The organism is Enterobacter cloacae complex sp. ECC445, from assembly GCF_021892025.1.
GTDB classification, from domain to species: Bacteria; Pseudomonadota; Gammaproteobacteria; order Enterobacterales; family Enterobacteriaceae; genus Enterobacter; species Enterobacter chengduensis.
This window is the reverse complement of sequence record NZ_JAKLRZ010000032.1, coordinates 26098-50542: the sequence shown is the minus strand read 5'-3', so window position 1 is coordinate 50542 and position 24445 is coordinate 26098. Positions and strand designations below refer to the sequence as shown.

Below are 24445 nucleotides of genomic sequence, written 5' to 3'. Positions count from 1 at the left end.
AAGGCAACCCGCAATTATCTGAAGTTATCTTTCTTTGACCTTAACCATGCAAATCGCTGTTCTGGTTGTTGCAAATTTGTTTCTTGGTTAATTTTATTAATTAAATCAATATCATCTGTTCGTAAAAATAAATTAATCTGGCGCTCATTTTTCAGAATTACGGGGAGTGTTTTTTGGTTTTTTGCACGTAACTCCTTCACTTTGTGATAATAATCCTGAATCGCTCGATCCTCGGGTAAGAGGCTTACCGCAAACTTCATATTTCCTAATGTATACTCATGGGCGCAACAAATAACGGTGTCGTCGGGCAGGGCGTTAATCTTCTGTAAAGACTGATGCATTTGCGCTGGCGTGCCTTCAAACAGCCTTCCGCAGCCGCCGGAGAACAGCGTGTCGCCGCAAAAAAGATAAGGCTTACTGTAGAAACACAGATGTCCTAAAGTGTGACCCGGTGTAGCAAATACGGAAAACTCCCACTCGCGTATGAGGATTTTTTTGCCTTCTTCGACTACTTGCGTGATCCCCTTATCTTGTGCCTCAGTCGGTCCGTAAACCACAAGATGCGGAAAGTGGTCGCGCAGTTCAGGCACGCCGCCAGTATGGTCGTTATGGTGATGCGTCAACAGAATGGCCTCTGGCTGCCAGCCGTTCTCCTTTATTGCGCGCAGAACCGGGGCCGCTTCTCCGGGATCGACAATGACGCATCGACGTTCATCGTCAACCAAAACCCAGATGTAATTGTCCTCAAAAGCGGAAATACTGATAAGATTCATACATTACCTCTAATAGCGTGGCGGGTGTGTTGATGAAACCGGCAAGGATACCTCAGGCTGTCGCAGCACCGGAACGTTGGGCAGAATTGCCCTGGGGTGAATACTATCGCGAGGCGTTAGAGCAACAGCTTAAGCCCTGGCTCGCGAAAATGTATGGCTTTCACCTGCTTAAGATTGGCAATCTCAGCGCGGAAATCAATACCGAAAGCTGCGCTATCTCGCATCAGGTTAACGTCTCTCTCGGCGGATCGCCGGTTCAGGTTAAAGCAGACCCGCTGCATCTGCCGTTTGCAGAAAAATCCGTCGATGCGTGTTTGCTCGCACACACGTTACCCTGGTGCAGCGATCCGCATCGTCTGCTGCGCGAGGCCGATCGCGTGCTGATTGATGACGGCTGGCTGGTACTGAGTGGATTTAACCCGCTGAGCCTGATGGGGCTGCGTAAGCTGGTGCCCGTGCTGCGCCGGACGCCACCTTACAACAGCCGGATGTTCACCCTGATGCGCCAGCTCGACTGGCTTTCGCTGCTGAACTTCGAAGTGCTCTGCTACGGCGGTTTTCAGGTGCTGCCCTGGGCGCGGCAGGGGGGCGTTGTACTGAGCACCCATCTCCCTGCTCTGGGCTGCATGCAGTTTATCGTCGCGCGTAAGCGAACCATTCCCCTTACGCTGAATCCCATGAAGCAGAGCAAATCGAAAACGCCGATCCGCCAGACCGTTGGCGCCACGCGGCAATACAGAAAGCCCTGATCAGGCGTCAGGCTGATACCCCGCGTCCTCATGCGCAGGGTTAGAGGCTGCCGCGCGCGCCAGTTCGTCGCAGCGTTCGTTCTCAGGGTGACCAGCATGCCCTTTTACCCATTCCCATTTTATTTGGTGCTGACCTAATGCCGCATCCAGCCGCTTCCAGAGATCGACATTTTTAACCGGCTTTTTATCCGCAGTTTTCCAGCCGCGTTTTTTCCAGTTGTGGATCCACTGGGTGATACCCTGGCGCACGTACTGGCTGTCGGTACTTAACACCACGTCGCAGTGTTCTTTTAACGCCTCCAGCGCCACGATGGCCGCCATCAGCTCCATCCGGTTGTTGGTGGTCAGAAAATAGCCTTCGCTGAAGGTTTTTTCGTGCTGGCGATAGCGCATAATCGCGCCGTAGCCGCCGGGACCCGGGTTGCCGAGACAAGATCCATCGGTGAAAATTTCTACCTGTTTACGCATCTCTGGTAGACTTCCTGTATTTGAAACGTTCAGTTAAACGATAAGTCTGACATAAATGACCGCTATGAGCACTGCAATTACTCGCCAGATCGTCCTCGATACCGAAACCACCGGTATGAACCAGATCGGCGCGCACTACGAAGGGCACAAGATCATCGAGATCGGCGCCGTTGAAGTGGTGAACCGTCGTCTTACGGGGAACAACTTCCACGTCTACCTTAAGCCCGATCGGCTGGTGGATCCCGAAGCGTTCGGCGTTCACGGTATTGCCGATGAGTTCTTGCTGGATAAGCCGACGTTTGCGGATGTCGCTGACGAGTTCCTGGAATACATCAAGGGCGCCGAGCTTGTCATCCATAACGCCTCGTTCGATATCGGCTTTATGGACTATGAATTCAGCAAGCTTAATCGTGATATCCCGAAGACGAACACCTTCTGTAAGGTGACGGACAGCCTGGCGCTGGCAAGGAAGATGTTCCCGGGCAAGCGTAACAGCCTTGATGCACTCTGTTCGCGCTATGAGATAGACAATACCAAGCGAACGCTCCACGGGGCGTTGCTCGATGCCCAGATCCTCGCCGATGTCTATCTGACGATGACCGGCGGGCAGACGTCAATGAAGTTCAGTATGGAAAATGAGTCTCAGCAGACGCAGGGCGAAGCGGGTATTCAGCGTGTTGTCCGTCAGGCGAGCCGGCTGCGGGTTATTTTAGCCAGTGATGAAGAGCTTCTTAACCACGAATCGCGGCTTGATCTGGTGCAGAAGAAGGGCGGCAGCTGTTTGTGGCGTGCCTGAAAAAACGGCTGAATGCCTGTAAAATCATCGTTTGGGCGATTTTTGCAGCAAACGATTCAAAACGTGAGAAAAAGCGTTGACGAGATCGGAGGCGCACCGTAATATGCGCCTCGTTCCCCAAACGGGAACAGTGGAGCGGTAGTTCAGTCGGTTAGAATACCTGCCTGTCACGCAGGGGGTCGCGGGTTCGAGTCCCGTCCGTTCCGCCACTATTCAGAAGGCCTGAATCAGAAATGATTCAGGCCTTCGTCGTTTCAGCATTCTGCGATCTTATTCCTTCATCTATCGTTAACAAAAAGTTAATCTCCATAGTGCAATTAATTAACAATTGCACGAGTGCAGTGCGTTATTTGCACTGATATTGTGCATTTCGCCGCCGTGCCTTTCTTCCTACCTCAGCTACGCTGTCTCTTTCTGTAAAAATAATTCACGCAGGATCATTGGCTTATCTCCCTCGCGCCCAAAAAAAAGCCGAACCAATTACGAATTGGTTTGGTTATTGCTTAATCATTAGCACGATAAGCGTCATTCCATATCAATAGCTTATCGTTAATAAAAATAAAGTCATGATGAAAGCGAGCGAACCAATATGGAAAAACCGTCACGGTTTCTGGCCAATTCCAGCACCGCGCTTGAGCAGCTGCGCGGGCTTATCAACCAGCATGAGTCAACACCAGGCATACCGCTGCCCACGGAACGTGAGCTGTCGGAAACACTCGGCGTAGGACGACGTGAAGTGCGTCGTGCGCTGGACGTGCTGGAAGAAGAAGGGCGCATCTGGCGCAAGCAGGGCAAAGGGACCTTTATTGGCCCGGCGGCACCTGTAGAACCGCTGGCCCTGCAGGGATTGGTTCAGCAGACCAACCTGCTGGAAGTGATGGAAGCTCGTCTTCAGCTCGAACCCGGCTTAGCCCGGCTTGCGGCACTGCGTGCCACCAGGGAAAACCTCGCGCTCATGCAGCGCATGCTGGAACGCATCGACAAGGTCAGCCCGGACGACCGCGATCTCAACGAACTCTGGGACAGCGCCTTCCACCGGGCGATTGCCGAGGCGGCGGGCAACCGCCTGATGCTCGGCCTGTTTGATGCCATTGATGCCGTGCGGCGCGAACCGGGCTGGCAGCATCTGCGTGAATTAGCCCGCACCCCCGAACGCGTCGACAGCTATAACGACCACCACCACAAGATTATGTCTGCGATTATCCATCGCCAGCCCAATGAAGCCGCAGCCGCCATGCGCGAACACCTGCTCAGCCTGCAAACCGCCCTGATTCAGGCGATCCACCTTGAGGACGACTTCACGCCATGACGACAATACCCTTTAAGGACGCCACGCCCGTACTCCGGCTGAATAATCTCAACGTTAAATTTGCCGGCTCTCCGGTAAGCGTACTGGACGGCATTTCCCTGACGGTCAAAGCGGGCGAAACGCTGGCGCTGGTGGGGGAGTCCGGCTGCGGAAAAAGTATCACCTCGTTAGCGCTGATGGGATTACTGCCCGCAAGCGCGCAGATTGTCAGCGGTGAGATGCGGTTTCGCCGCCACGATCTGCGAAAGCTCTCGCCGCGGGAGTATGCCGATCTGCGCGGCAGCGAGCTGGCGATGATCTTTCAGGAGCCGATGACCTCGCTCAATCCGGCGTTTACGCTGGGCGATCAGCTCAGCGAAGCGGTTATGCGGCACCAGAACGTCTCGCGCGCGGAGGCGATGAAGGTCGCGCTGCAAATCCTTGAGAAGGTACAAATCCCGGCGGCCGGAATGCGCCTCAAGGCGTATCCCCACCAGCTTTCCGGCGGCATGCGCCAGCGGGTGATGATTGCGATGGCGCTGATTAACCATCCCAAACTGCTGATTGCCGATGAACCGACCACCGCGCTGGATGTCACCATTCAGGCGCAAATCCTGACCCTGCTGAACACCCTTAAAGAGGAAACCGGCACGGCGGTGCTGATGATCACCCACGATTTGGGCGTGGTGGCCGAAGTCGCCCAGCAGGTGGCGGTGATGTATGCCGGACAGGTGGTGGAGCAGGGGAGCGTGGAGGCGATCTTCGCCGACCCGCAGCACCCGTACACCATCGGCCTGATGGGCTCGATCCCCTCGCTGGGCGCGCGTAAAGGCCAGCTCTCCACCATTCCCGGTTCGGTCCCGCTGCCGGAGTCCATGCCGAAAGGCTGCCGCTTTGCCACCCGCTGCCCGTTTGCGCAGTCCCGCTGCCATGATGAAAAACCGTCGCTCAACACGCTCGGCGCGGGCCATCAGGTCGCCTGCTTCCGCGTGCCGCTCGAACACCACGTTGCCCTGGGAGAGACCGCATGACCACGCCCATTCTTGAAGCCCGGGACCTCAGCAAGCTTTTCCCCGGCCCGAAAAAACTTTTCGCCCCGGCACGGTTTGTTACGGCGGTCGATCGCGTTTCGCTTGCCGTGATGCCGGGCGAAACGCTGGCGATTGTCGGCGAATCTGGCTCCGGGAAATCCACGCTGGGTCGTCTGGTGCTGCGCCTGCTGGCCGCCAGCGAAGGGCGCGTGTTTTACCAGGGGGAAGAGATCACGCATGCCTCGGGGGCACGCCTCAACCAGCTCAGGCGCGAGCTGCAGATTATCTTTCAGGATCCCTTTGCCTCGCTGAACCCGCGCATGACCGTGGAGCAGATTGTCGGCGAGCCGCTGTGGCTGCACCAGAACATGAAAAAAGCGGACCGGCAGTATCGCGTCGCGGAGCTTCTCAAGACCGTTGGCCTGCCTGCCGCCTGGGCCGGGCGCTATCCGCACGAGTTTTCCGGCGGCCAGCGCCAGCGTATCGGCATTGCGCGCGCGCTCGCCTCGGGCCCGAAGCTGCTGCTGGGGGATGAACCCGTCTCTGCGCTGGATGTGTCGGTGCAGGCGCAGGTGGTTAATCTGCTGGAGAGCCTGAAGCACCAGCTGGGGCTGACGATGGTGATCGTCGCCCACGGTCTGGCGGTGATCCGCCACATGAGCGACCGCGTGGCGGTGATGTACCTTGGGCAAATCGTTGAGCTTGCCACCGTCGACGAGATTTTTGACGCGCCGCTGCACCCCTATACTCAGGCGCTGATCGCCTCGGCGCCGCAGATGCAGCCGGGCGTTGAGCGCGTCGCGCCGCTGCTGCAGGGGGATCTGCCCAACCCGGCCAGCCCGCCGTCCGGCTGCCGCTTCCACACCCGCTGCCCGTACGTTACCGATGAATGCCGCCAGGTCGAGCCAATCAATCAGGTTCTGGATGGCGGACGCCAGGTTGCCTGTCACCGCTGGCAGGAGATTAACCGCGATCGCAGCGTTATCCAGATTGCACCGCCATCCGCCGCTTTTCTGCGCCGCCGCGCGCTGTTTGAACACGCGGCCACTCACTCCTCCCTTCCTTCAAGGAACTCATGATAATGACAATGCGTAATTCTCTTTTGACCGTACTGGGAAGTGTTATGTTGCTTGGCGCGGCGCTGCCCGCCCATTCTGAAAGCGTGCTGCGGATCGGTCTCGGCGCCGACCCGGACATGCTCGACCCGCATCTGGCGCGCACCTACTATGGCCGCTTCGTGTTCGCCTCCCTGTGCGACAGGCTGGTGGACGTGGATGAAAACCTGAAGGTCGTCCCCGGTCTGGCGAAAGACTGGGCGTGGAATGACGACGGCAAAACCCTGACCCTGAATTTGCGCGAAGGCGTCACCTTCCACGACGGTGAGAAATTCGATGCCGCCGCCGCGAAATACAACCTCGACCGCGCTCTGACCCTGAAAGGCTCCCTGCGTAAAAGCGAGATCTCCTCCGTGGAATCAATAGAGGTTACCGGCCCGATGCAGATTGCCCTGCACCTGAAAACGCCGGATGCCGCGCTGCTGATGCAGCTCACCGACCGTGCGGGCGCGATGATGGCGCCTGAAGCGGCGAAAAAGCCCGACTTTGCCGCCCATCCGGTCTGTTCCGGCCCGTACAAGTTCGACAGCCGCGTGTCTCAGGACCGCATCGTGCTGACCCGTTTCGACAACTACTGGAACAAAGACGCTTACCACTTCGACAAAATTATCTATCTGCCGATCCCGGACGCCTCCGTGCGCCTCGCGAACCTGCGCGCGGGCGATCTTGACCTGACCGAAGGCATCGCCGCCAGCGACGTGAAAACCGTCGAAGCCGACAGCAAGCTGGCGCTGGCGAAGGTAACGGGCCTGGGCTATCAGGGCATTACGTTTAACATCAACAACGGCAAGGTGCCGGCAAACGATCCGTTCAGGGACGCCCGCGTGCGTGAAGCCTTCTCGCAGGCTATCGACCGCGATGCCTTAAACCAGGTGGTCTTCGAGGGGCTCTACACCCCGGCAAACCAGGCGTTTTCACCGGTCAGCCCGTATCACGTCAACCTGCCGGTTCCCCCGCGTGACGTCGACAAGGCCAAAGCGCTGCTGAAGGCGGCAGGCGTCACCGCGCCGCTGACCGTCAACCTGCTGGTGCCGAACAACCCAACCTCCCAGCAGGTTGGCCAGGTGCTGCAGGCGATGGTCGCCGAGGCCGGATTTAACCTGAACCTGCAGATGACCGAATTCGCCACGCTGCTGGATCGCCAGCAGAGCGGGGACTATCAGCTGAGCTTCTCCGGCTGGTCGGGGCGCCCGGATCCCGACGGCAGCATCTACGGCTTTATCAACAGCAAAGGCACCCTCAACGACGGCCGCTACAGCAACGCGCAGGTGGATGAGTGGCTGACGCAGGCGCGCCAGAGCACCGACCTGGCCGCGCGCCAGCCGCTGTACGACAAGGTGGTGAAGCAGCTGCAAACCGACATGCCGATTGCCTACCTCTACTTCGAGCCGCGCATTTTCGGTCTCAACAAAAGCGTGCAGGGCTTTAAGCCGTACCCGGACGGCATCGTGCGTCTGGCGGGTTTGACGCTGGCGAAATAACCGTCCCGAGGAGAACCCATGCTGGAACTGATTTGCAAACGTCTGCTGCTGGCCGTCCCGACGCTGCTGCTGGTGAGCATGATGGTGTTCGGGCTGCAAAAGCTGCTGCCCGGCGACCCGCTGATCGCCATGGCCGGCGAGGAGCGCGATCCGGCGGTTATTGCACAGCTGCGCGCGGAGCTGAACCTTGATGCGCCGATCCCCGTGCAGTATTTCCACTGGCTGACGCGGGCGCTGCAGGGGGATCTGGGCGTTTCCTTGCGCACGCACGAACCGGTGACGCAGCTGATTGCCAGCAAGCTGCCGGTCACGCTGGAGCTGTCGCTGCTGGCGATGATTATCGCGCTGGTGTTTGGCATCAGCATGGGGATCCTCGCGGCGGTGAACAAAAATAGCTGGGTCGATCACGGGGCGAACTTCGTGGCGATCTCGGGGATCTCGATTCCCCACTTCTGGCTGGGGATCCTGCTGATTCTGGTCTTCTCGGTGAACCTGCAGTGGCTTCCCGCGTCCGGCTACGTGCCGTTCAGTGAAGATCCGCTCCAGAACCTGCGCACGCTGCTGCTGCCTGCGTCCGTGCTCGGCACCGGCCTCGCGGCAACGCTGATGCGCCACACCCGCGCGTCGATGATTGCCGTGCTGAAGGCAGATTACATCCGCACCGCGCGGGCAAAGGGGCTGCTGCCGAAGGCGGTGATCTTAAAGCACGCGTTTCGCAACGCGCTGGTGCCGGTAATCACCCTTACCACGCTGCTGTTTGGCGAGCTGCTGGGCGGGGCGGTGCTGACCGAGCAGGTCTTCACCATTCCCGGCTTCGGCAAGATGATCGTCGACTCGGTATTTAACCGCGACTATGCGGTGGTGCAGGGCGTGGTGCTGATCGTGGCGATCGGTTTCCTGATGCTGAACCTGCTGGCCGACGTGCTCTACGTCCTTATCAACCCGAAAATGCGAGGTTAACCATGGCGGAACTGACGACGCAAACCGCTGTGCCCGCGCTGCCGCGCGCGCAAAACCGGGTGCTGAAAAAATTCCTCGGCAATAAAAGCGCGGTGATTGGCGCGCTTGTGGTGGGCTTCTTCGTGCTGGTGGCGCTGCTGGCGCCGTGGATTGCCCCGTTCGATCCGGTTAAAGCCAACTTCCTGGCGGTGCGCAAAGCGCCGTCGGCGATGTACTGGTTCGGCACCGACGAGCTGGGGCGCGACATTTTATCCCGCATTATCTGGGGGGCGCGAACCTCGCTGATGGCGGGCTGTATGTCGGTTGTTATCGCGGTGGTCATCGGCGTGCCGCTGGGGCTGGTGGCGGGGTATTTCCAGAAGATGTGGGACGGCGTCATCTCGCGGTTCATTGAAGCGCTGCTGGCCTGTCCGTTCCTGATCATGGCGATCGCGCTCGGGGCATTTTTAGGCCCAAGCCTGACCAACGCCATGATCGCCATCGGCCTTTCCGCGATGCCGATCTTCGCCCGCCTGACGCGCGGGCAGGTGATCGCCATCCGCAACGAAGAGTACATCGACGGCGCGCGGGCGATTGGCCTGCCGGATCGCTGGATCATCATCAAATATGTTCTGCCGAACGTGATGTCGCCGATCCTGGTGCAGGCCACGCTGGCGATCGCCTCGGCGATTATCGCCGAAGCCAGCCTGTCGTTTTTAGGGCTGGGACAGCAGCCGCCCAACCCGTCCTGGGGCTCCATGCTCAACACCGCAAAGGGCTTTCTTGAGCAGGCGCCGTGGATGTCCGTTTTCCCCGGCGTGGCGATTTTCCTTGCCGTGCAGGGCTTTAATTTACTCGGCGACGGGCTGCGCGACGCGCTCGATCCGCGCCACGACTAAGGAGTCATGATGACCAAAGCGCTTGATTTTACGTCCGGTTACGAATCACGCCGCCCGCCGATGCTGGGCCATAACGCCGTTGCCACGTCGCAGCCGCTGGCGGCGCAGGCGGGCATGAAGATGCTGCAGCTGGGCGGGAATGCCGTGGATGCGGCCATTGCCGCCGCGATGGCGCTCACGGTGGTTGAGCCGACCGGCAACGGGATCGGCAGCGACGCCTTCGCCATCGTCTGGGACGGTGAAAAGCTGCACGGCCTGAACGCGTCCGGGCGCTCGCCTGCCAGCTGGCACGCGGATCTGTTTGCCGGAAAAACGGCGGTACCGGAAATCGGCTGGGACGCGGTGACCGTGCCGGGCGCGGTATCCGGCTGGGTCGCCCTGGCGGAACGCTTCGGCACGCTGCCGCTGACTACCCTTGCGCAGCCGGCCATCGACTACGCGCGCAACGGTTTCCCGGTCTCGCCGCTGATTGGCCATCTCTGGCAGCGCGGCTATAGCAAGCTGAAAGATCAGCCCGGCTTCAGCGCCTGCTTTGCGCCGGAAGGCCGCGCCCCGCGCGTGGGGGAGATCTTCCGTAATCCGGCGCAGGCAAACTCGCTGGAGCTGATTGCGAAAACCAACGGCGACGCGTTTTACCGCGGCGAGCTGGCGCAGAAAATTGCCGCCTTCGCCAAAGAGCACGGCGCGCACCTGACGGCTGAGGATCTCGCCAGCCACCGCGTGGACTGGGTAGACCTGCTGTCGCGCGACTTCGCGGGCGGCTCGGTGCAGGAGCTGCCGCCAAACGGCCAGGGGATCGCCACGCTTATTGCGCTCGGCATTCTGGAGCAGTGCGGCATTGAGAAGCATCATCCGGATTCCGTTCAGTCTCTGCACCTGTCCATTGAGGCGATGAAGCTGGCGCTGGCGGATCTCGACCGCTACGTGGCGGATGAAGATCACATGACGTTCGCGGCGAAAGAGCTGCTGAGCGACCATTATCTGAAGGCGCGCGCGGCGCTTATCGATCGTGATAAGGCGTCCGATTTTTCCTACGGTTCCCCGACGCAGAGCGGCACGGTCTACATCAGCACCGCCGACGCCAGCGGGATGATGGTCTCGTTTATTCAGTCCAACTATATGGGCTTCGGTTCAGGGATTGTGGTGCCGGACACCGGGATCAGCCTGCAAAACCGGGGCTGTGGTTTTTCGCTGGATCCCAATCACCCGAACGCGCTGGCGGGCAGCAAGCGTCCGTTCCACACCATCATTCCGGGCTTTGCGATGGACGGCCACGGCCAGCCGCTGATGTCCTTTGGCGTAATGGGCGGTCCGATGCAGGCGCAGGGGCACATGCAGATGGCGCTGCGCATTATGCTGCACGGGCAAAACCCGCAGGCGGCAATCGATGCGCCGCGCTGGCGCGTGGTGCAGGGCAGGGAGGTGATCGTTGAATCGACCTTCGATCGCAATACGATCGCCGCGCTGCGCGAACGCGGACACCAGATCGTGGTGGAAGATCCGCTGCAGGATTATAACTTCGGCGGTGCGCAGGTGATTTACCGTCTGCCGGAAGGGCACTACGTGGCCGCGACGGAGAGCCGCAAGGACGGGCAGGCGCTCGTGAGTTAATATTTTATCCCCCCTCTCCCATTGGGAGAGGGGCGGGGTGAGGGGACAATTTCACCCAATGCTAAACGGATCCGCATCCTGCCACGCCGGAAACTTTTCCCGATACTCCTTCAATGCCGTCAATGACAGCTCGGCATCAATGCGCGTTGCCTGATGCGGCTCGGCGGTGGCAATAATCTCGCCCTGCGGATTCACCACCCGGCTGTCGCCGCGATAGTGATGCCCGTTGCCGTCCGTCCCCACGCGGTTACAGCCCACCACGTACGCCTGGTTCTCAATCGCGCGCGCCACCAGCAGCGACTGCCAGTGCAGGGAGCGCGGGGCAGGCCAGTTGGCGACATACAGCGCCAGGTCATAATCGTTGCGGTTACGCGACCACACCGGGAAGCGCAGGTCGTAGCAGACCAGCGGCAGAATACGCCAGCCGCGCCACTCGAACACCACGCGCTCGTTACCCGCTTCATAGTGATGATGCTCATCCGCCATGCGGAACAGGTGGCGTTTATCGTAAAAATGCACCTTTCCTTCCGGCTCCACCAGCAGGAAACGGTTCACCGGCCCGCGTTCGGTCTGCAGGGCGGCGCTGCCCGCAATCAGCGCGTGGGTCTGCTGCGCTTTGGCATGCATCCACGCGACCACCTCATCCTGCGGCATTGACTGTTTTGCCGCTTCCATGGCGAAGCCGGTGGTGAACATCTCCGGCAGGACAATCACATCACGCCCGGTAATGCCTTCCAGTTGACGATCAAAGTGGCGCAGGTTGGCAGGGCCATCCATCCACACTAAAGGTTGCTGCAAAATCGAAATCTTCAAGCCAGGCACGATACAGACTCCTCAAACGACCCCTTTTTGACACTGTAGCACGTCATTACGAGAAAATGTGGCAATAAAAAACCCCGCGCGAGGCGGGGTTTGTCTAAGCGAAACGCGTTATGCCGCTTCAGGTTTGCGGTGCTTCTCCGGCAGCTTTACCGGCTGCGTCGCCAGCTCGTCCGGTTCGAAATCATCCACGTTAATGCTGCGCAGACGGCTCTCTTCGGCTTTCACCAGCAGAGCAGCTTCATCTTTATTGATAATGCCCCCTGCCAGCGCCTGTTTTGCCAGTTCGTCCAGACGGGTAAACGGCAGGTTTTTGCCCAGCTGTTTACAGATCTTCTGGTGAATTGGGTCGGCGGCCATCACGTCCAGCAGCGCCTCTTCCAGCAGACCCACCGGGTTATGTGGCGTAGGGGCCAGGTACTGACCGCGACCGATACGGGAGCGGGTTGCGCTCGGTACCTGCAGGATCTTCGCCACCTTGTGGTCCAGCTTGTCGGACGGCGCCAGATGGTGACGGCCGGTCGGGAAGATCACCGCGCGCAGCGCGCCCGCCACGAAGCGGTTCGGGAAGTTCGCCAGCAGATCGTCAATCGCCTGTTCTGCCTGATACATCGCATCCTGCACGCCCCAGTGAACCAGCGGCAGATCCGCTTCCTGACGGCCTTCGTCGTCGTAGCGTTTCAGGACCGCAGAGGCCAGGAAGATCTGGCTCAGCACGTCGCCCAGACGGGCAGAGATACGCTCGCGACGCTTCAGGCTGCCGCCCAGCACCGCCATGGAAACGTCGGACAGCAGGGCCAGGTTGGCGCTCAGACGGTTCAGATGCTGATAATAACGTTTGGTCGCATCGCCGGTTGGCGTGGCGCTGGTAAGGCCGCGCGTCAGGCCCAGCCAGAAGCTGCGCACCTTGTTGCTGCCCACGTGACCGATATGTTTGAACAGCAGCTTATCGAAGGCATCCACGTCGTTGTTCTGGGCAGCGGCCATCTCTTCCAGCACGTACGGATGGCAGCGAATGGCGCCCTGACCGAAGATCATCATGCTGCGGGTCAGGATGTTTGCCCCTTCCACGGTGATGGCAATCGGTGCGCCCTGATAGCCGCGCGCCAGGAAGTTGCCTTCGCCGAGCATAATGCCTTTACCGCCTGCGATATCCATCGCGTCAATGATTGACTGCTGCGCGCGGTGGGTACAGTGGTACTTCACGATTGCCGACAGCACGGCCGGTTTTTCGCCGAGCATAATGCCGTAGGTAATCAGCGTCGCGGCGGCGTCCATCACGTAGGCGTTACCCGCGATACGCGCCAGCGGCTCTTCGATACCTTCCATCTTGCCGATGGAGATTTTGAACTGACGGCGGATGTGGGCGTAAGCACCAATCCCCATCGCCACCGACTTCAGACCGCCGGTTGAGTTCGACGGCAGGGTAATGCCGCGACCCACCGACAGACATTCCACCAGCATACGCCAGCCCTGGCCGGCCATTTTCGGGCCACCGATGATGTAGTCAATCGGTACAAAGATGTCCTGACCGCGGGTAGGACCGTTCTGGAACGGCACGTTCAGCGGGAAGTGACGGCGACCAATTTCAACGCCTGGGGTAGAGGTTGGGATCAGCGCACAGGTAATGCCCAGATCTTCCTCGCCGCCCAGCAGTTTTTCGGGGTCAGAGAGCTTGAAGGCCAGACCCAGCACGGTGGCGATGGGTGCCAGCGTGATATAGCGCTTGTTCCAGGTCAGGCGCATGCCCAGCACCTGCTCGCCCTGCCACTCGCCCATGCAGACCACGCCGGTGTCAGGAATTGCGCCCGCATCGGAGCCCGCTTCCGGGCTGGTCAGCGCGAAGCACGGTATTTCCTGTCCGCGCGCCAGACGCGGCAGGTAGTGATTTTTCTGCTCTTCGGTACCGTAATGCTGCAGCAGTTCGCCCGGGCCTAAGGAGTTAGGCACGCCAACGGTAATCGCCAGGATCCCGGAGACGCCCGACAGCTTTTGCAGTACGCGAGCCTGAGCGTAGGCGGAGAACTCCAGACCGCCGTACTCTTTCTTGATGATCATCGCAAAGAAGCGGTGCTCTTTCAGGTACGCCCACAGTTCCGGCGGCAGGTCTGCCATTTCATGGGTAATCGCGAAGTCGTTAGCCATGCGGCACGCTTCTTCTACCGGGCCGTCAATAAAGGCCTGCTCTTCGGCGGTCAGGCGCGGCTGCGGGTAGTTGTGCAGTTTTTTCCAGTCCGGGTTGCCCTGGAACAGGTCGCCTTCCCACCAGGTGGTGCCCGCATCAATCGCTTCTTTCTCAGTTCGCGACATGGGCGGCATCACCTTGCGGAAGCCTTTAAACACCGGCGCGGAGATCATTGACTTACGCATCGGGGCCAGGTTAAACGGCAGAAGAATGATGGCAAGAGGGACTAAAAGCCAGATATTCCAAAGACCAGCGACGCCAAGCGCAGCCGTCCAGGCCAGAAGAATCAGGCTGCTCAGGAATAAACTTACGCGGTGATAGAACAGCACACCGAGCAGAACAACGGTTGCGAGAATGCTCAAAATCATCATAAAGAAAAGCTCCCTTGCTTGTAGGAGGTCTGACCACTTGTGATGATATGGTTGTAGTTGATGTCATTTCCTTTAGCAATGTGTTTACAAAATAATTACAACCTGGTTCACATTGTTTGCGTTTTAAGAGGCACGAAAAAGCAAAACGCCGGTCGTTTCGCATGGCTTTAGCTTCTCGCTTTTCCCGCTATCCGGTACACTCCACTGTGTTATTTCATCAATACTGAAGGATTATCCTCATGTACCAGGATCTTATTCGTAACGAACTGAACGAAGCGGCGGAAACGCTGGCTAACTTTCTGAAAGATGATGCCAATATTCACGCTATTCAGCGCGCGGCGGTCCTGCTGGCCGACAGCTTCAAAGCGGGTGGCAAAGTGCTCTCCTGCGGTAACGGCGGTTCCCACTGCGATGCGATGCACTTCGCAGAAGAGCTGACCGGACGCTATCGCGAAAACCGCCCAGGATACCCGGCGATTGCGATTTCCGACGTGAGCCACATCTCCTGCGTCGGCAACGACTTCGGTTACGACCATATTTTCTCCCGCTACGTTGAAGCGGTAGGCCGTGAAGGCGACGTGCTGCTGGGTATCTCTACCTCCGGTAACTCCGGCAACGTGATTAAGGCAATCGCCGCCGCGCGTGAAAAAGGGATGAAAGTCATCACCCTGACCGGGAAAGATGGCGGTAAGATGGACGGTACGGCGGATGTTGAAATTCGCGTTCCGCACTTCGGCTATGCTGACCGCATTCAGGAAATTCACATCAAAGTGATCCACATCCTGATCCAGCTGATCGAAAAAGAGATGGTTAAGTAAGGCTTCGCTGGGGGGCACCGGTGCCCCCCGCAGTTGTGGAGTGGAGGTGATCTATGTGCGAACTGCTCGGGATGAGCGCCAATGTGCCAACCGATATCTGCTTTAGTTTCACCGGGCTGGTTCAGCGCGGTGGAGGAACCGGGCCGCATAAAGACGGCTGGGGCATTACCTTCTACGAAGGCAAAGGGTGTCGCACGTTCAAAGATCCACAGCCCAGCTTTAACTCACCGATTGCCAAACTGGTGCAGGACTACCCCATTAAGTCCCGCTCGGTGATTGCCCACATTCGCCAGGCAAACCGCGGCGAAGTGGCGCTGGAAAATACCCATCCGTTTACCCGTGAACTGTGGGGCCGTAACTGGACCTACGCGCACAACGGGCAACTGACGGGCTATAAGTCCCTGGAGACGGGCAACTTCCGTCCGGTTGGCGAAACCGACAGCGAAAAAGCCTTCTGCTGGCTGCTGCACAAGCTGACGGAGCGTTACCCCCGCACCCCAGGCAATATGGCCGCCGTGTTCAAATACATCGCGACGCTGGCATCTGAACTGCGTGAAAAAGGCGTGTTCAATATGCTCCTCTCTGACGGTCGCTATGTGATGGCGTTCTGTTCGACGAATCTGTTCTGGATCACCCGCCGCGCGCCGTTTGGCGTTGCGACGCTGCTCGATCAGGATGTGGAAATAGACTTTCAGAAGGAGACCACACCGAACGATGTGGTCACTGTTATCGCAACGCAGCCGCTGACGGGCAACGAAACCTGGCAAAAGATTATGCCAGGCGAGTGGGTGCTATTTTGTCTCGGGGACCGTGTAATTTGACGCCAGCTGTGGATGGACGACTTCGTGGCTCAGCGGTTTGCTGACCACGTAACGGCCATCCACAACCGAGACAACGGGCGGCTTGTGGGTCTGCTCAAAGTAGTCGTAACCCGGCTTCAGCTGTTTCCAGAAATCCGCGTAGTAGGAGTACTTGTGACGCGCCATGTTGGCATCGGTCATGCGGAACGGATAGATGCTGACCTGTACGTTAGGCTGCCCGAAGACCAGCGCGCCCGTGACGAACTGGAAAATCTCATCAATGCCGGAGTCGGTCATCGCATAACAGCCGATAGACACGCAGGCACCGTGAATCATCAGGTATTTACCTTCATAACCGTGAGCACGGTCATAGGCGTTCGGGAAGCCGATGTTAATGGCTTTATAGAAGCGGCTGTCAGGCTTGAGCTGGCTACGCTGAACGTTATAAAACCCTTCCGGACTTTTGAAATCGCCCTGACGCTGTTTTGGCCCCAGCCCGCCGGAGTAGTTACAAATTTTGTAACTATCAAGCAGCTGATATGTCTCGCCCATTTTCACAAACAGATCGAGAGTGCGCTCTTCCTTGAAGATTTGAATATAAACCGGCGATCCCATTAACTGCTGTTTATATTCCTTGCTGATCGGCGTCGTTGAGCTGTTACTGCTGAGCAGTCCGGCAAACGACATGCACGGAATCAGAAGCATCGCAATGAACAATGCGATTTTACGCATACTACTAGTTCCTTGATAAAACCATGACCAACTTGCCAGGACGGCAAAAGAGACCCGAAATCAGATTATTCTGTTAGGAGCGCTCACATTAGCACCGCCATAGATTTTCGCAAGAGCCGGGCGGTGAGTTTACAAATTAGTTTTACGTTATAAACCATCAAAATGGCGATGGCTCCAGGAACTTTGCGCATTAGCTCGCAATTTGGCGCGCGCGACGGCGGATTCCCTGCCCGTGAGAGGGGGAAAATGTTACACTTTGCGGCCACTGGATTGTTGTTCATGGAAACCTGCTAACCACATGTTTAAAATCAAAAAAGGACTTGATCTGCCGATTGCAGGCGTGCCAGCGCAGCACGTTTCGACAGGCGCAAGTGTCCGTCATGTCGCCATTTTGGGCGACGACTACCTCGGTATGCGTCCTTCAATGCTGGTACAGGAGGGCGATCGCGTTATCAACGGGCAGGCGCTCTTTGAGGACAAAAAAAATCCCGGCGTGATGTTCACGGCCCCCGCGAGCGGCACCGTTGTGGCCATCAACCGTGGCGAACGGCGCGTTCTGCAGTCGGTGGTTATCCGCATTGAGGGCGATGAAAAGCGTGAGTTCGCCCATTACGAGGCCGCAGACCTCGCGTCGCTGAGCCGTGACGCCGTTCAGGATCAGCTGCTGGCGTCCGGCTTATGGACCGCGCTTCGTACGCGTCCCTTCAGCAAATCCCCCGTTCCGGGGACGGAACCGGCCGCAATTTTCGTTACGGCAATCGACACCAACCCGCTCAGCGTGGACCCGCAGCCGGTTATCCTGGCGCAGCGCAAAGCCTTTGATGCCGGGCTGACCGTGTTAACTCGCCTGACGTCCGGAAAAGTCCACGTTTGCCAGGCCGGCGGCGGCAAGCTCGGCGGCCATCCGCAGGGGCAGGTCACGTTTAATGAATTTTCGGGCCCCCATCCGGCGGGGCTGGTCGGGACGCACATCCATTTCCTTGAGCCAGTAAGCCTGACGAAACGGGTCTGGCACCTTAATTATCAGGACGTCATCGCCATCGGTACGCTCTTCACCACCGGTGAGCTTAACGCGGAACGCGTCATCGCCATCGGCGGGCCGCAGGCGGCAAACCCGCGTCTGGTGAAGACGCTGCTGGGCGCAGACATCAACGAGCTGCTGGCGGGTGAAACGAAAGCGGGCGAAAACCGCCTGATTTCCGGTTCGGTCCTCAGCGGGCGCCATGCTGCCAACGCGCACGCGTACCTGGGACGCTTCCATTTGCAGGTCAGCATTGTGCAGGAAGGGCGTGAGAAAGAGCTGTTTGGCTGGGTTCTGCCCGGCGCAGAAAAATACTCCGTCACCCGCACCACGCTGGGCCACTTCCTGCGTCATAAGCTCTTTAACTTCTCCACCAGCACGCACGGCGGGGAGCGCGCTATGGTCCCCATTGGCAACTACGAGCGCGTGATGCCGCTGGACATTCTGCCCACCGTGCTGCTGCGCGATCTCCTTGCGGGCGATACCGACGGCGCGCAGGCGCTGGGCTGTCTGGAGCTTGACGAAGAAGATTTGGCGCTGTGTACCTATGTGTGTCCGGGTAAATACGAATATGGACCCGTATTGCGCGAGGTGTTAACCCGCATTGAGCAGGAAGGATAACCGATGGGCTTAAAACACCTCTTTGAAAAAATTGAGCCGCACTTTACCGAAGGAAAGCTCAAAAAGTACTACCCGCTCTACGAAGCGACAACGACGATTTTCTACACGCCGGGGCTGGTGACGAAAGGGGCGGCGCACGTTCGCGACGCCATCGACCTTAAGCGGATGATGATTCTGGTCTGGTTTGCGGTCTTCCCGGCGATGTTCTGGGGCATGTACAACGTTGGCCTGCAGACCATTCCGGCGCTGCACCACATGTACGATGCCCAGCAGCTGGCGCAGGTGATTCAGTCTGACTGGCACTACCGTCTGGCCCAGTCGTTGGGGGTAAGCTTCGCTGCAGATGCGGGCTGGATCAGCATGATGACGCTGGGCGCAGTTTTCTTCCTGCCGATTTACATCACGGTCTTTATCGTGGGCGGCTTCTGGGAAGTGCTGTTTGCCATCATCCGTAAACATGAGATCAACGAAGGCTTCTTCGTGACCTCGATTCTGTTTGCCTTGATTGTTCCCCCGACGCTGCCGCTCTGGCAGGCGGCGCTGGGCATCAGCTTCGGCGTGGTGATTGCCAAAGAGATCTTCGGCGGCACCGGGCGGAACTTCCTCAACCCGGCGCTGGCGGGACGCGCGTTTCTGTTCTTTGCCTATCCGGCGCAAATCTCGGGCGACCTGGTCTGGACGGCGGCGGACGGTTTTTCCGGCGCGACGCCGCTTTCCCAGTGGGCGGCACGCGGCGGCGAAACGCTGGTGAACAACGCAACGGGTCAGCCCGTTACCTGGTTTGATGCCTTTATTGGCAACATACCGGGCTCCATCGGGGAAGTCTCGACCCTGATGATTTTGCTGGGCGGCGCGATCATTCTTTTCGGTCGCGTGGCCTCGTGGCGAATTGTTGCGGGCGTCATGATCGGCATGGTGCTGACCGCCACCCTGTTTAACCTCATCGGTTCGACCACCAACCCGATGTTCTCCATGCCGTGGTACTGGCATCTGGTGCTGGGTGGCTTCGCGTTCGGCATGATGTTCATGGCGACGGACCCCGTCTCGGCCTCGTTTACCGACAAAGGTAAATGGAGCTATGGCGTGCTCATTGGCGCGATGTGTGTCCTCATCCGCGTGGTCAACCCGGCGTACCCGGAAGGGATGATGCTGGCCATTCTGTTTGCCAACCTGTTTGCGCCACTCTTCGATTACCTGGTGGTGCGGGCCAATATCAAGCGGAGGAAGGCGCGTGGCTGAAGTTAAAAATAACGACAGCATCAGCAAAACGCTGCTGGTGGTGCTGGTGCTCTGTCTGGTCTGTTCGATTGTCGTGGCCGGTTCTGCCGTAGGGTTAAAACCTCTGCAGCAGAAGCAGCGTGCGCTGGATAAACAGCGCAACATCCTGGCCGTCGCCGGGCTGATGCAGGACGGGATGAGCGCAGACGACGTTTCGGCCGTCTTTGCCGAACGTATTTCAGCGCGTCTGGTGGATTTAAAAACCGGTGAACTGCTGGATAAAGACCCGGCAACCTTCAACCAGGCGCTGGCGCTGAAAGATCCGCAGATGAGCCTGACGCTGGAGGCATCGCACGATCCCGCCGGGATTAAGCGTCGCAGCAACCTTGCCGAAATCTATCTGGTTCGCGATGCTCAAAAACGTATTCAGGAAGTGGTGCTGCCTATTTACGGTAACGGGCTGTGGTCCATGATGTATGCCTTTGTGGCGCTGGACACCGATGGCCGCACGGTTAAAGGCATCACCTATTACGATCAGGGCGAAACGCCGGGACTGGGTGGCGAAGTGGAAAACCCTAACTGGCGGGCACAGTTTGTCGGCAAGAAAGTGCTCGACGATAACGGCCAGCCTGCGCTGAAGGTGATGAAAGGGGCGGCGCGTCCGGGCGACGACTACGCCGTTGACGGGCTTTCCGGCGCCACGCTCACCTCAAAAGGCGTGCAGCACAGTTTTGATTTCTGGATGGGCGAGCTGGGCTTTGGTCCTTTCCTGAAAAACGTACGTGAAGGAGCGCTGAACAATGGCTGATACCGGTGAACTGAAAGAAGTTAAAAAGGTGCTCATTGGCCCACTGTTAGCCAATAACCCGATCACGCTCCAGGTGCTGGGCGTCTGTTCAGCCCTGGCGGTGACAACCAAGCTGGAAACGGCGGTGGTGATGACGCTGGCGGTCACGCTGGTCACGGCGTTCTCCAGCATGTTTATCTCGATGATCCGCCACCACATCCCCAACAGCGTGAGGATCATCGTCCAGATGGCGATCATCGCCTCGCTGGTGATCGTGGTCGATCAGCTGCTGCGCGCTTTTGCCTACGAAACATCAAAACAGCTTTCGGTGTTTGTCGGCCTGATCATCACCAACTGTATCGTGATGGGCCGCGCGGAAGCCTACGCCATGAAAATGCCGCCGCTCGCGAGCTTTATGGATGGGATCGGCAACGGCCTGGGCTACGGCGCGATCCTGCTGACGGTCGGGTTCCTGCGTGAGCTGATTGGCAGCGGCAAGCTGTTTGGCATCACGGTGCTGGACACGGTGCAAAACGGCGGCTGGTATCTGCCCAACGGCCTGTTCCTGCTGGCCCCTAGCGCATTTTTCATTATCGGTTTGCTGATCTGGCTGATTCGTACGTTGAGACCAGAGCAGCAGGAAAAGGAGTAACCGACGATGGCTCATTACCTGAGTTTGTTTGTGCGGGCGGTGTTTGTTGAAAACATGGCGCTCGCGTTTTTCCTCGGCATGTGTACGTTCCTTGCGGTTTCCAAAAAAGTGTCGACGGCATTTGGTCTGGGAATCGCGGTTACCGTGGTGCTCGGCTTATCTGTACCCATTAACAATCTGGTCTACAACTTTGTGCTGCGGGACGGCGCGCTGGTGGAAGGGGTCGATCTCAGCTTCCTGAACTTTATCACCTTTATCGGGGTGATCGCGGCGCTGGTACAAATACTCGAGATGATCCTCGATAAGTATTTCCCGTCGCTGTACAACGCGCTGGGGATCTTCCTGCCGCTGATCGCCGTAAACTGCGCCATCTTTGGTGGCGTCTCGTTTATGGTTCAGCGTGATTACAACTTCAGTGAGTCCGTGGTGTACGGTTTCGGCTCCGGCATCGGCTGGATGCTGGCGATTGTCACCATGGCGGGGATCCGCGAGAAAATGAAATATGCCAACGTGCCTGCGGGTTTGCGTGGCTTAGGGATCACCTTTATCACCACCGGGCTGATGGCGCTAGGCTTTATGTCCTTCTCCGGCGTGCAGCTATAAGGGCTAAAAGATGGAAATTATTCTTGGCGTGGTGATGTTCACGCTAATCGTACTGGTGCTGTCAGGGTTGATTCTGGCGGCGCGGGCGAAGCTGGTGAATTCCGGCGACGTGGTGATTGATATTAACGACGATCCGCAGAATCAGATCCGCACGCCTGCGGGAGATAAGCTGCTCAACACGCTCTCCGGTAACGGCATTTTTGTCTCCTCAGCCTGCGGCGGCGGCGGTTCCTGCGGACAGTGCCGCGTGACGGTAAAAGAGGGCGGTGGTGATATTCTGCCGACCGAGCTGGCGCATATCACGAAGCGTGAAGCGAAAGAGGGCTGCCGTCTGGCCTGCCAGGTCGCGGTGCGCCAGAACATGAAGATTGAGCTGCCGGAAGAGATCTTCGGCGTGAAAAAATGGGAGTGCGAGGTTATCTCTAACGATAACAAAGCCACCTTTATTAAAGAGCTGAAGCTGCGCGTACCGGAAGGGGAAGATGTTCCGTTCCGCGCCGGGGGATACATTCAGATTGAGTGTCCTGAGCATACCGTGGCCTATGCGGACTTCGACGTGCCGGACGAGTACCGCGCCGACTGGGACAAGTTCAATCTCTTCCGCTTTGTCTCTGAGGTAAAAGAGCCGACGCTGCGCGCCTACTCGATGGCCAACTACCCGGAAGAGAAGGGCATTATCATGCTCAACGTGCGTATCGCCACGCCGCCGCCAAACGTGCCGGATGCGCCGCCGGGCGTGATGTCGTCATACATCTGGTCCCTGAAGCCTGGCGATAAGGTGACCATCTCCGGTCCGTTCGGCGAGTTCTTCGCGAAAGATACCGACGCGGAAATGGTCTTTATCGGCGGCGGTGCCGGTATGGCCCCGATGCGATCGCACATCTTTGACCAGCTCAAGCGTCTCGGCAGCAAGCGAAAAATCAGCTTCTGGTACGGGGCGCGTTCCCTGCGCGAGATGTTCTATGATGATGAGTTCGAACAGCTGGCGCGAGATAACCCGAACTTCACCTTCCACGTGGCGCTTTCCGATCCGCAGCCGGAAGATAACTGGACGGGCTACACGGGGTTCATCCACAACGTGCTGTATGAAAACTACCTCAAGCAGCACCCGGCGCCGGAAGACTGCGAGTTCTATATGTGTGGTCCGCCGATGATGAACGCCGCCGTGATCAAGATGCTGAAAGATCTCGGCGTCGAAGATGAGAACATCATGCTTGATGACTTTGGAGGCTGATAATGCTCACGTTTCTGGCAACCTTCGTGGTTTTTGTGCTTGTCATCTTCGGCATGTCGTTAGGCTGGATCGTTAAGCGGAAAGCTATTCAGGGCAGCTGCGGCGGTATTTCCTCCCTTGGGATGGAAAAGGTCTGCGACTGCCCGGAACCGTGCGATGCGCGCAAAAAACGCATGGCGCGCGATAAACAACGCATTATTTAGTCTTCCAGGTCGGGTAAGGCAAAGCCGCCACCCGACAATTCTCAGTCACACTTCTCAACCCTCATTTATTTACTGTATACTTATCCAGTGATAAGTGAGGGCTTACTATGCGCAAAATAATCCATGTCGATATGGACTGCTTTTTTGCCGCAGTGGAGATGCGAGACAACCCGGCGCTGCGGGATATTCCCATCGCCATTGGCGGCAGCCGCGTTCAGCGTGGTGTTATCAGCACCGCCAACTATCCCGCGCGCAAATTTGGCGTGCGCAGCGCCATGCCGACGGCGATGGCCCTGAAGCTTTGCCCTCATCTCACGCTTCTTCCCGGCCGGTTTGAAGCCTACAAAGAGGCTTCCCTCCATATTCGGGAGATCTTCGCCCGCTATACCTCTCTGATTGAGCCGCTGTCTCTGGACGAAGCCTATCTGGATGTCACCGACAGCGTGCATTGTCACGGCTCCGCCACGCTGATGGCGCAGGAGATCCGCCAGACGATTTTCAACGAGCTGAATCTGACGGCATCGGCGGGGGTCGCGCCCGTTAAATTCCTTGCCAAAATCGCCTCCGATTTAAATAAGCCCAACGGTCAGTACGTCATTACGCCGGAAGAGGTGCCTGCATTTTTAAAAACGCTCCCGCTCGGTAAAATCCCCGGCGTCGGGAAAGTCTCCGCCGCAAAGCTGGAAAACATGGGGCTACGCACCTGCGAAGACGTGCAGCGAAGCGATCTCGCCATGCTGCTCAAGCGTTTTGGAAAGTTTGGCCGCGTGCTGTGGGAGCGCAGCCAGGGGATTGACGATCGCGATGTAAACAGCGAAAGGCTGCGAAAATCCGTCGGCGTTGAGCGCACCCTCAGCGAAGATATTCATGACTGGTCCGAATGCGAATGTATTATCACAGAACAGCTTTACCCGGAGCTGGAGCGACGCTTAAGCAAGGTGAAGCCGGACCTGCTCATCGCCCGTCAGGGCATCAAGCTCAAATTTAACGATTTCCAGCAGACCACGCAGGAGCACGTCTGGCCGCGTCTGAATAAAGACGATCTTATCGCGACGGCGAAAAAAGCATGGGAAGAACGCCGGGGCGGGCGAGGGGTGAGGCTGGTGGGATTGCACGTCACGCTGCTGGATCCGCAGCTAGAGCGACAGCTGGTATTGGGATTGTAAAAAAGCCCGGTGGCTCTACGCTTACCGGGCCTACGTTTTTCACCCTCTCCCTTTGGGAGAGGGCT

The 24445-nt window shown here is 58.1% G+C and carries 24 protein-coding genes and 1 tRNA gene; 20 read left to right on the top strand and 5 right to left on the bottom strand.

What is annotated here, in order from left to right:
• Window positions 1–14: 14 nt before the first annotated feature.
• Window positions 15–773, bottom strand: coding sequence for a hydroxyacylglutathione hydrolase (gloB, locus tag L6R44_RS21485; RefSeq protein ID WP_237425368.1), 759 nt, complete (start codon window positions 771–773; stop codon window positions 15–17).
• 32 nt (window positions 774–805) lie between these two features.
• Here gloB and L6R44_RS21480 point away from each other — a divergent pair, with 32 nt between their 5' ends.
• The gene (locus L6R44_RS21480; protein ID WP_237425367.1) at window positions 806–1522 is read left to right on the top strand and encodes a class I SAM-dependent methyltransferase; all 717 of its coding nucleotides are present in this window, start codon (window positions 806–808) and stop codon (window positions 1520–1522) included.
• On the opposite strand, the gene rnhA is transcribed toward L6R44_RS21480, so the two are convergent.
• Window positions 1523–1990, bottom strand: a complete 468-nt coding sequence (rnhA, locus tag L6R44_RS21475) for a ribonuclease HI (protein ID WP_023310485.1) — start codon at window positions 1988–1990, stop codon at window positions 1523–1525.
• 64 nt (window positions 1991–2054) lie between these two features.
• On the opposite strand from rnhA, the gene dnaQ reads away from it, so the two are divergent.
• The 9 genes from dnaQ (at window position 2055) to L6R44_RS21430 (ending at window position 11150) form a co-directional block, all read left to right on the top strand.
• Entirely contained in the window at window positions 2055–2786 is a 732-nt protein-coding gene (gene dnaQ / locus L6R44_RS21470; RefSeq protein WP_055703371.1) for a DNA polymerase III subunit epsilon, read from the top strand.
• A gap of 132 nt (window positions 2787–2918) precedes the next feature.
• A tRNA-Asp gene (locus L6R44_RS21465) sits at window positions 2919–2995 on the top strand.
• A 380-nt stretch (window positions 2996–3375) separates the two neighbouring features.
• Complete coding sequence (locus tag L6R44_RS21460; protein ID WP_032638285.1) at window positions 3376–4095, top strand: FadR/GntR family transcriptional regulator; 720 nt, start codon at window positions 3376–3378, stop codon at window positions 4093–4095.
• On the top strand, window positions 4092–5105 hold the full coding sequence (locus L6R44_RS21455; RefSeq protein ID WP_032638287.1) for an ABC transporter ATP-binding protein: 1014 nt from the start codon (window positions 4092–4094) through the stop codon (window positions 5103–5105). The genes L6R44_RS21460 and L6R44_RS21455 overlap by 4 nt, the downstream gene beginning before the upstream one ends.
• On the top strand, window positions 5102–6184 hold the full coding sequence (locus L6R44_RS21450; RefSeq protein ID WP_237425366.1) for an ABC transporter ATP-binding protein: 1083 nt from the start codon (window positions 5102–5104) through the stop codon (window positions 6182–6184). The genes L6R44_RS21455 and L6R44_RS21450 overlap by 4 nt, the downstream gene beginning before the upstream one ends.
• A 2-nt stretch (window positions 6185–6186) precedes the next feature.
• Window positions 6187–7701, top strand: a complete 1515-nt coding sequence (locus L6R44_RS21445) for an ABC transporter substrate-binding protein (RefSeq protein WP_237425365.1) — start codon at window positions 6187–6189, stop codon at window positions 7699–7701.
• Window positions 7702–7719: 18 nt separating this feature from the next.
• Window positions 7720–8661 carry an ABC transporter permease gene (locus L6R44_RS21440; protein ID WP_008500268.1) on the top strand — a complete coding sequence of 314 codons (942 nt, stop codon included), beginning with the start codon at window positions 7720–7722 and terminating at the stop codon, window positions 8659–8661.
• 2 nt (window positions 8662–8663) lie between these two features.
• Entirely contained in the window at window positions 8664–9539 is an 876-nt protein-coding gene (locus L6R44_RS21435; RefSeq protein ID WP_237425364.1) for an ABC transporter permease, read from the top strand.
• A gap of 9 nt (window positions 9540–9548) precedes the next feature.
• Complete coding sequence (locus L6R44_RS21430; RefSeq protein WP_237425374.1) at window positions 9549–11150, top strand: gamma-glutamyltransferase family protein; 1602 nt, start codon at window positions 9549–9551, stop codon at window positions 11148–11150.
• Window positions 11151–11201: 51 nt separating this feature from the next.
• Here L6R44_RS21430 and L6R44_RS21425 read toward each other — a convergent pair whose 3' ends face one another.
• Both L6R44_RS21425 and fadE read right to left on the bottom strand, forming a co-directional pair.
• On the bottom strand, window positions 11202–11972 hold the full coding sequence (locus L6R44_RS21425) for an amidohydrolase (protein WP_032638299.1): 771 nt from the start codon (window positions 11970–11972) through the stop codon (window positions 11202–11204).
• Window positions 11973–12080: 108 nt separating this feature from the next.
• Entirely contained in the window at window positions 12081–14525 is a 2445-nt protein-coding gene (fadE, locus tag L6R44_RS21420) for an acyl-CoA dehydrogenase FadE (protein WP_032638301.1), read from the bottom strand.
• A gap of 239 nt (window positions 14526–14764) precedes the next feature.
• Here fadE and lpcA point away from each other — a divergent pair, with 239 nt between their 5' ends.
• Window positions 14765–15343, top strand: coding sequence for a D-sedoheptulose 7-phosphate isomerase (lpcA, locus tag L6R44_RS21415; protein ID WP_010427884.1), 579 nt, complete (start codon window positions 14765–14767; stop codon window positions 15341–15343).
• A gap of 53 nt (window positions 15344–15396) precedes the next feature.
• Complete coding sequence (locus tag L6R44_RS21410; RefSeq protein WP_010427885.1) at window positions 15397–16164, top strand: class II glutamine amidotransferase; 768 nt, start codon at window positions 15397–15399, stop codon at window positions 16162–16164.
• Here the strand turns inward: L6R44_RS21410 and dpaA are convergent.
• Window positions 16135–16875, bottom strand: a complete 741-nt coding sequence (gene dpaA / locus L6R44_RS21405; RefSeq protein ID WP_008500261.1) for a peptidoglycan meso-diaminopimelic acid protein amidase — start codon at window positions 16873–16875, stop codon at window positions 16135–16137. The genes L6R44_RS21410 and dpaA overlap by 30 nt on opposite strands.
• A 298-nt stretch (window positions 16876–17173) precedes the next feature.
• Here dpaA and L6R44_RS21400 point away from each other — a divergent pair, with 298 nt between their 5' ends.
• The 8 genes from L6R44_RS21400 to dinB all read left to right on the top strand — a co-directional run bounded on the left by L6R44_RS21400 (window position 17174) and on the right by dinB (window position 24380).
• Window positions 17174–18517: a Na(+)-translocating NADH-quinone reductase subunit A gene (locus tag L6R44_RS21400; protein WP_237425363.1), complete on the top strand. Its 1344-nt coding sequence runs from the start codon at window positions 17174–17176 to the stop codon at window positions 18515–18517.
• A gap of 3 nt (window positions 18518–18520) precedes the next feature.
• Window positions 18521–19756 (top strand): NADH:ubiquinone reductase (Na(+)-transporting) subunit B, encoded by a 1236-nt coding sequence (locus L6R44_RS21395; RefSeq protein WP_032638308.1) that lies wholly within the window; start codon window positions 18521–18523, stop codon window positions 19754–19756.
• Complete coding sequence (locus L6R44_RS21390) at window positions 19749–20543, top strand: Na(+)-translocating NADH-quinone reductase subunit C (RefSeq protein ID WP_237425362.1); 795 nt, start codon at window positions 19749–19751, stop codon at window positions 20541–20543. Before L6R44_RS21395 ends, L6R44_RS21390 begins: the two co-directional genes overlap by 8 nt.
• Window positions 20536–21174: an NADH:ubiquinone reductase (Na(+)-transporting) subunit D gene (locus L6R44_RS21385; RefSeq protein ID WP_045330387.1), complete on the top strand. Its 639-nt coding sequence runs from the start codon at window positions 20536–20538 to the stop codon at window positions 21172–21174. The genes L6R44_RS21390 and L6R44_RS21385 overlap by 8 nt, the downstream gene beginning before the upstream one ends.
• Window positions 21175–21180: 6 nt before the next feature.
• Entirely contained in the window at window positions 21181–21777 is a 597-nt protein-coding gene (nqrE, locus tag L6R44_RS21380) for an NADH:ubiquinone reductase (Na(+)-transporting) subunit E (protein WP_008500255.1), read from the top strand.
• Window positions 21778–21787: 10 nt separating this feature from the next.
• A complete protein-coding gene (gene nqrF / locus L6R44_RS21375; protein WP_237425361.1) occupies window positions 21788–23011 on the top strand; it encodes an NADH:ubiquinone reductase (Na(+)-transporting) subunit F in 1224 nt (407 codons plus the stop codon).
• A 2-nt stretch (window positions 23012–23013) separates the two neighbouring features.
• On the top strand, window positions 23014–23214 hold the full coding sequence (gene nqrM, locus L6R44_RS21370; RefSeq protein ID WP_032638318.1) for a (Na+)-NQR maturation NqrM: 201 nt from the start codon (window positions 23014–23016) through the stop codon (window positions 23212–23214).
• 107 nt (window positions 23215–23321) lie between these two features.
• Entirely contained in the window at window positions 23322–24380 is a 1059-nt protein-coding gene (dinB, locus tag L6R44_RS21365) for a DNA polymerase IV (protein WP_032638320.1), read from the top strand.
• Window positions 24381–24445 lie beyond the last annotated feature (65 nt).

Bases quoted from the DNA above. Each gene is read 5' to 3' on its own strand.
- lpcA (WP_010427884.1), top strand. From the start codon at position 14,765: ATGTACCAGGATCTTATTCGTAACGAACTGAACGAAGCGGCGGAAACG.
- dpaA (WP_008500261.1), bottom strand. From the start codon at position 16,875: ATGCGTAAAATCGCATTGTTCATTGCGATGCTTCTGATTCCGTGCATG.
- L6R44_RS21430 (WP_237425374.1), top strand. From the start codon at position 9,549: ATGACCAAAGCGCTTGATTTTACGTCCGGTTACGAATCACGCCGCCCG.
- L6R44_RS21400 (WP_237425363.1), top strand. From the start codon at position 17,174: ATGTTTAAAATCAAAAAAGGACTTGATCTGCCGATTGCAGGCGTGCCA.
- L6R44_RS21395 (WP_032638308.1), top strand. From the start codon at position 18,521: ATGGGCTTAAAACACCTCTTTGAAAAAATTGAGCCGCACTTTACCGAA.
- L6R44_RS21450 (WP_237425366.1), top strand. From the start codon at position 5,102: ATGACCACGCCCATTCTTGAAGCCCGGGACCTCAGCAAGCTTTTCCCC.
- nqrE (WP_008500255.1), top strand. From the start codon at position 21,181: ATGGCTCATTACCTGAGTTTGTTTGTGCGGGCGGTGTTTGTTGAAAAC.
- rnhA (WP_023310485.1), bottom strand. From the start codon at position 1,990: ATGCGTAAACAGGTAGAAATTTTCACCGATGGATCTTGTCTCGGCAAC.
- L6R44_RS21410 (WP_010427885.1), top strand. From the start codon at position 15,397: ATGTGCGAACTGCTCGGGATGAGCGCCAATGTGCCAACCGATATCTGC.
- L6R44_RS21480 (WP_237425367.1), top strand. From the start codon at position 806: ATGAAACCGGCAAGGATACCTCAGGCTGTCGCAGCACCGGAACGTTGG.
- L6R44_RS21435 (WP_237425364.1), top strand. From the start codon at position 8,664: ATGGCGGAACTGACGACGCAAACCGCTGTGCCCGCGCTGCCGCGCGCG.
- L6R44_RS21440 (WP_008500268.1), top strand. From the start codon at position 7,720: ATGCTGGAACTGATTTGCAAACGTCTGCTGCTGGCCGTCCCGACGCTG.
- L6R44_RS21460 (WP_032638285.1), top strand. From the start codon at position 3,376: ATGGAAAAACCGTCACGGTTTCTGGCCAATTCCAGCACCGCGCTTGAG.
- L6R44_RS21445 (WP_237425365.1), top strand. From the start codon at position 6,187: ATGACAATGCGTAATTCTCTTTTGACCGTACTGGGAAGTGTTATGTTG.
- L6R44_RS21385 (WP_045330387.1), top strand. From the start codon at position 20,536: ATGGCTGATACCGGTGAACTGAAAGAAGTTAAAAAGGTGCTCATTGGC.
- nqrF (WP_237425361.1), top strand. From the start codon at position 21,788: ATGGAAATTATTCTTGGCGTGGTGATGTTCACGCTAATCGTACTGGTG.
- dnaQ (WP_055703371.1), top strand. From the start codon at position 2,055: ATGAGCACTGCAATTACTCGCCAGATCGTCCTCGATACCGAAACCACC.
- dinB (WP_032638320.1), top strand. From the start codon at position 23,322: ATGCGCAAAATAATCCATGTCGATATGGACTGCTTTTTTGCCGCAGTG.
- L6R44_RS21455 (WP_032638287.1), top strand. From the start codon at position 4,092: ATGACGACAATACCCTTTAAGGACGCCACGCCCGTACTCCGGCTGAAT.
- fadE (WP_032638301.1), bottom strand. From the start codon at position 14,525: ATGATGATTTTGAGCATTCTCGCAACCGTTGTTCTGCTCGGTGTGCTG.
- gloB (WP_237425368.1), bottom strand. From the start codon at position 773: ATGAATCTTATCAGTATTTCCGCTTTTGAGGACAATTACATCTGGGTT.
- nqrM (WP_032638318.1), top strand. From the start codon at position 23,014: ATGCTCACGTTTCTGGCAACCTTCGTGGTTTTTGTGCTTGTCATCTTC.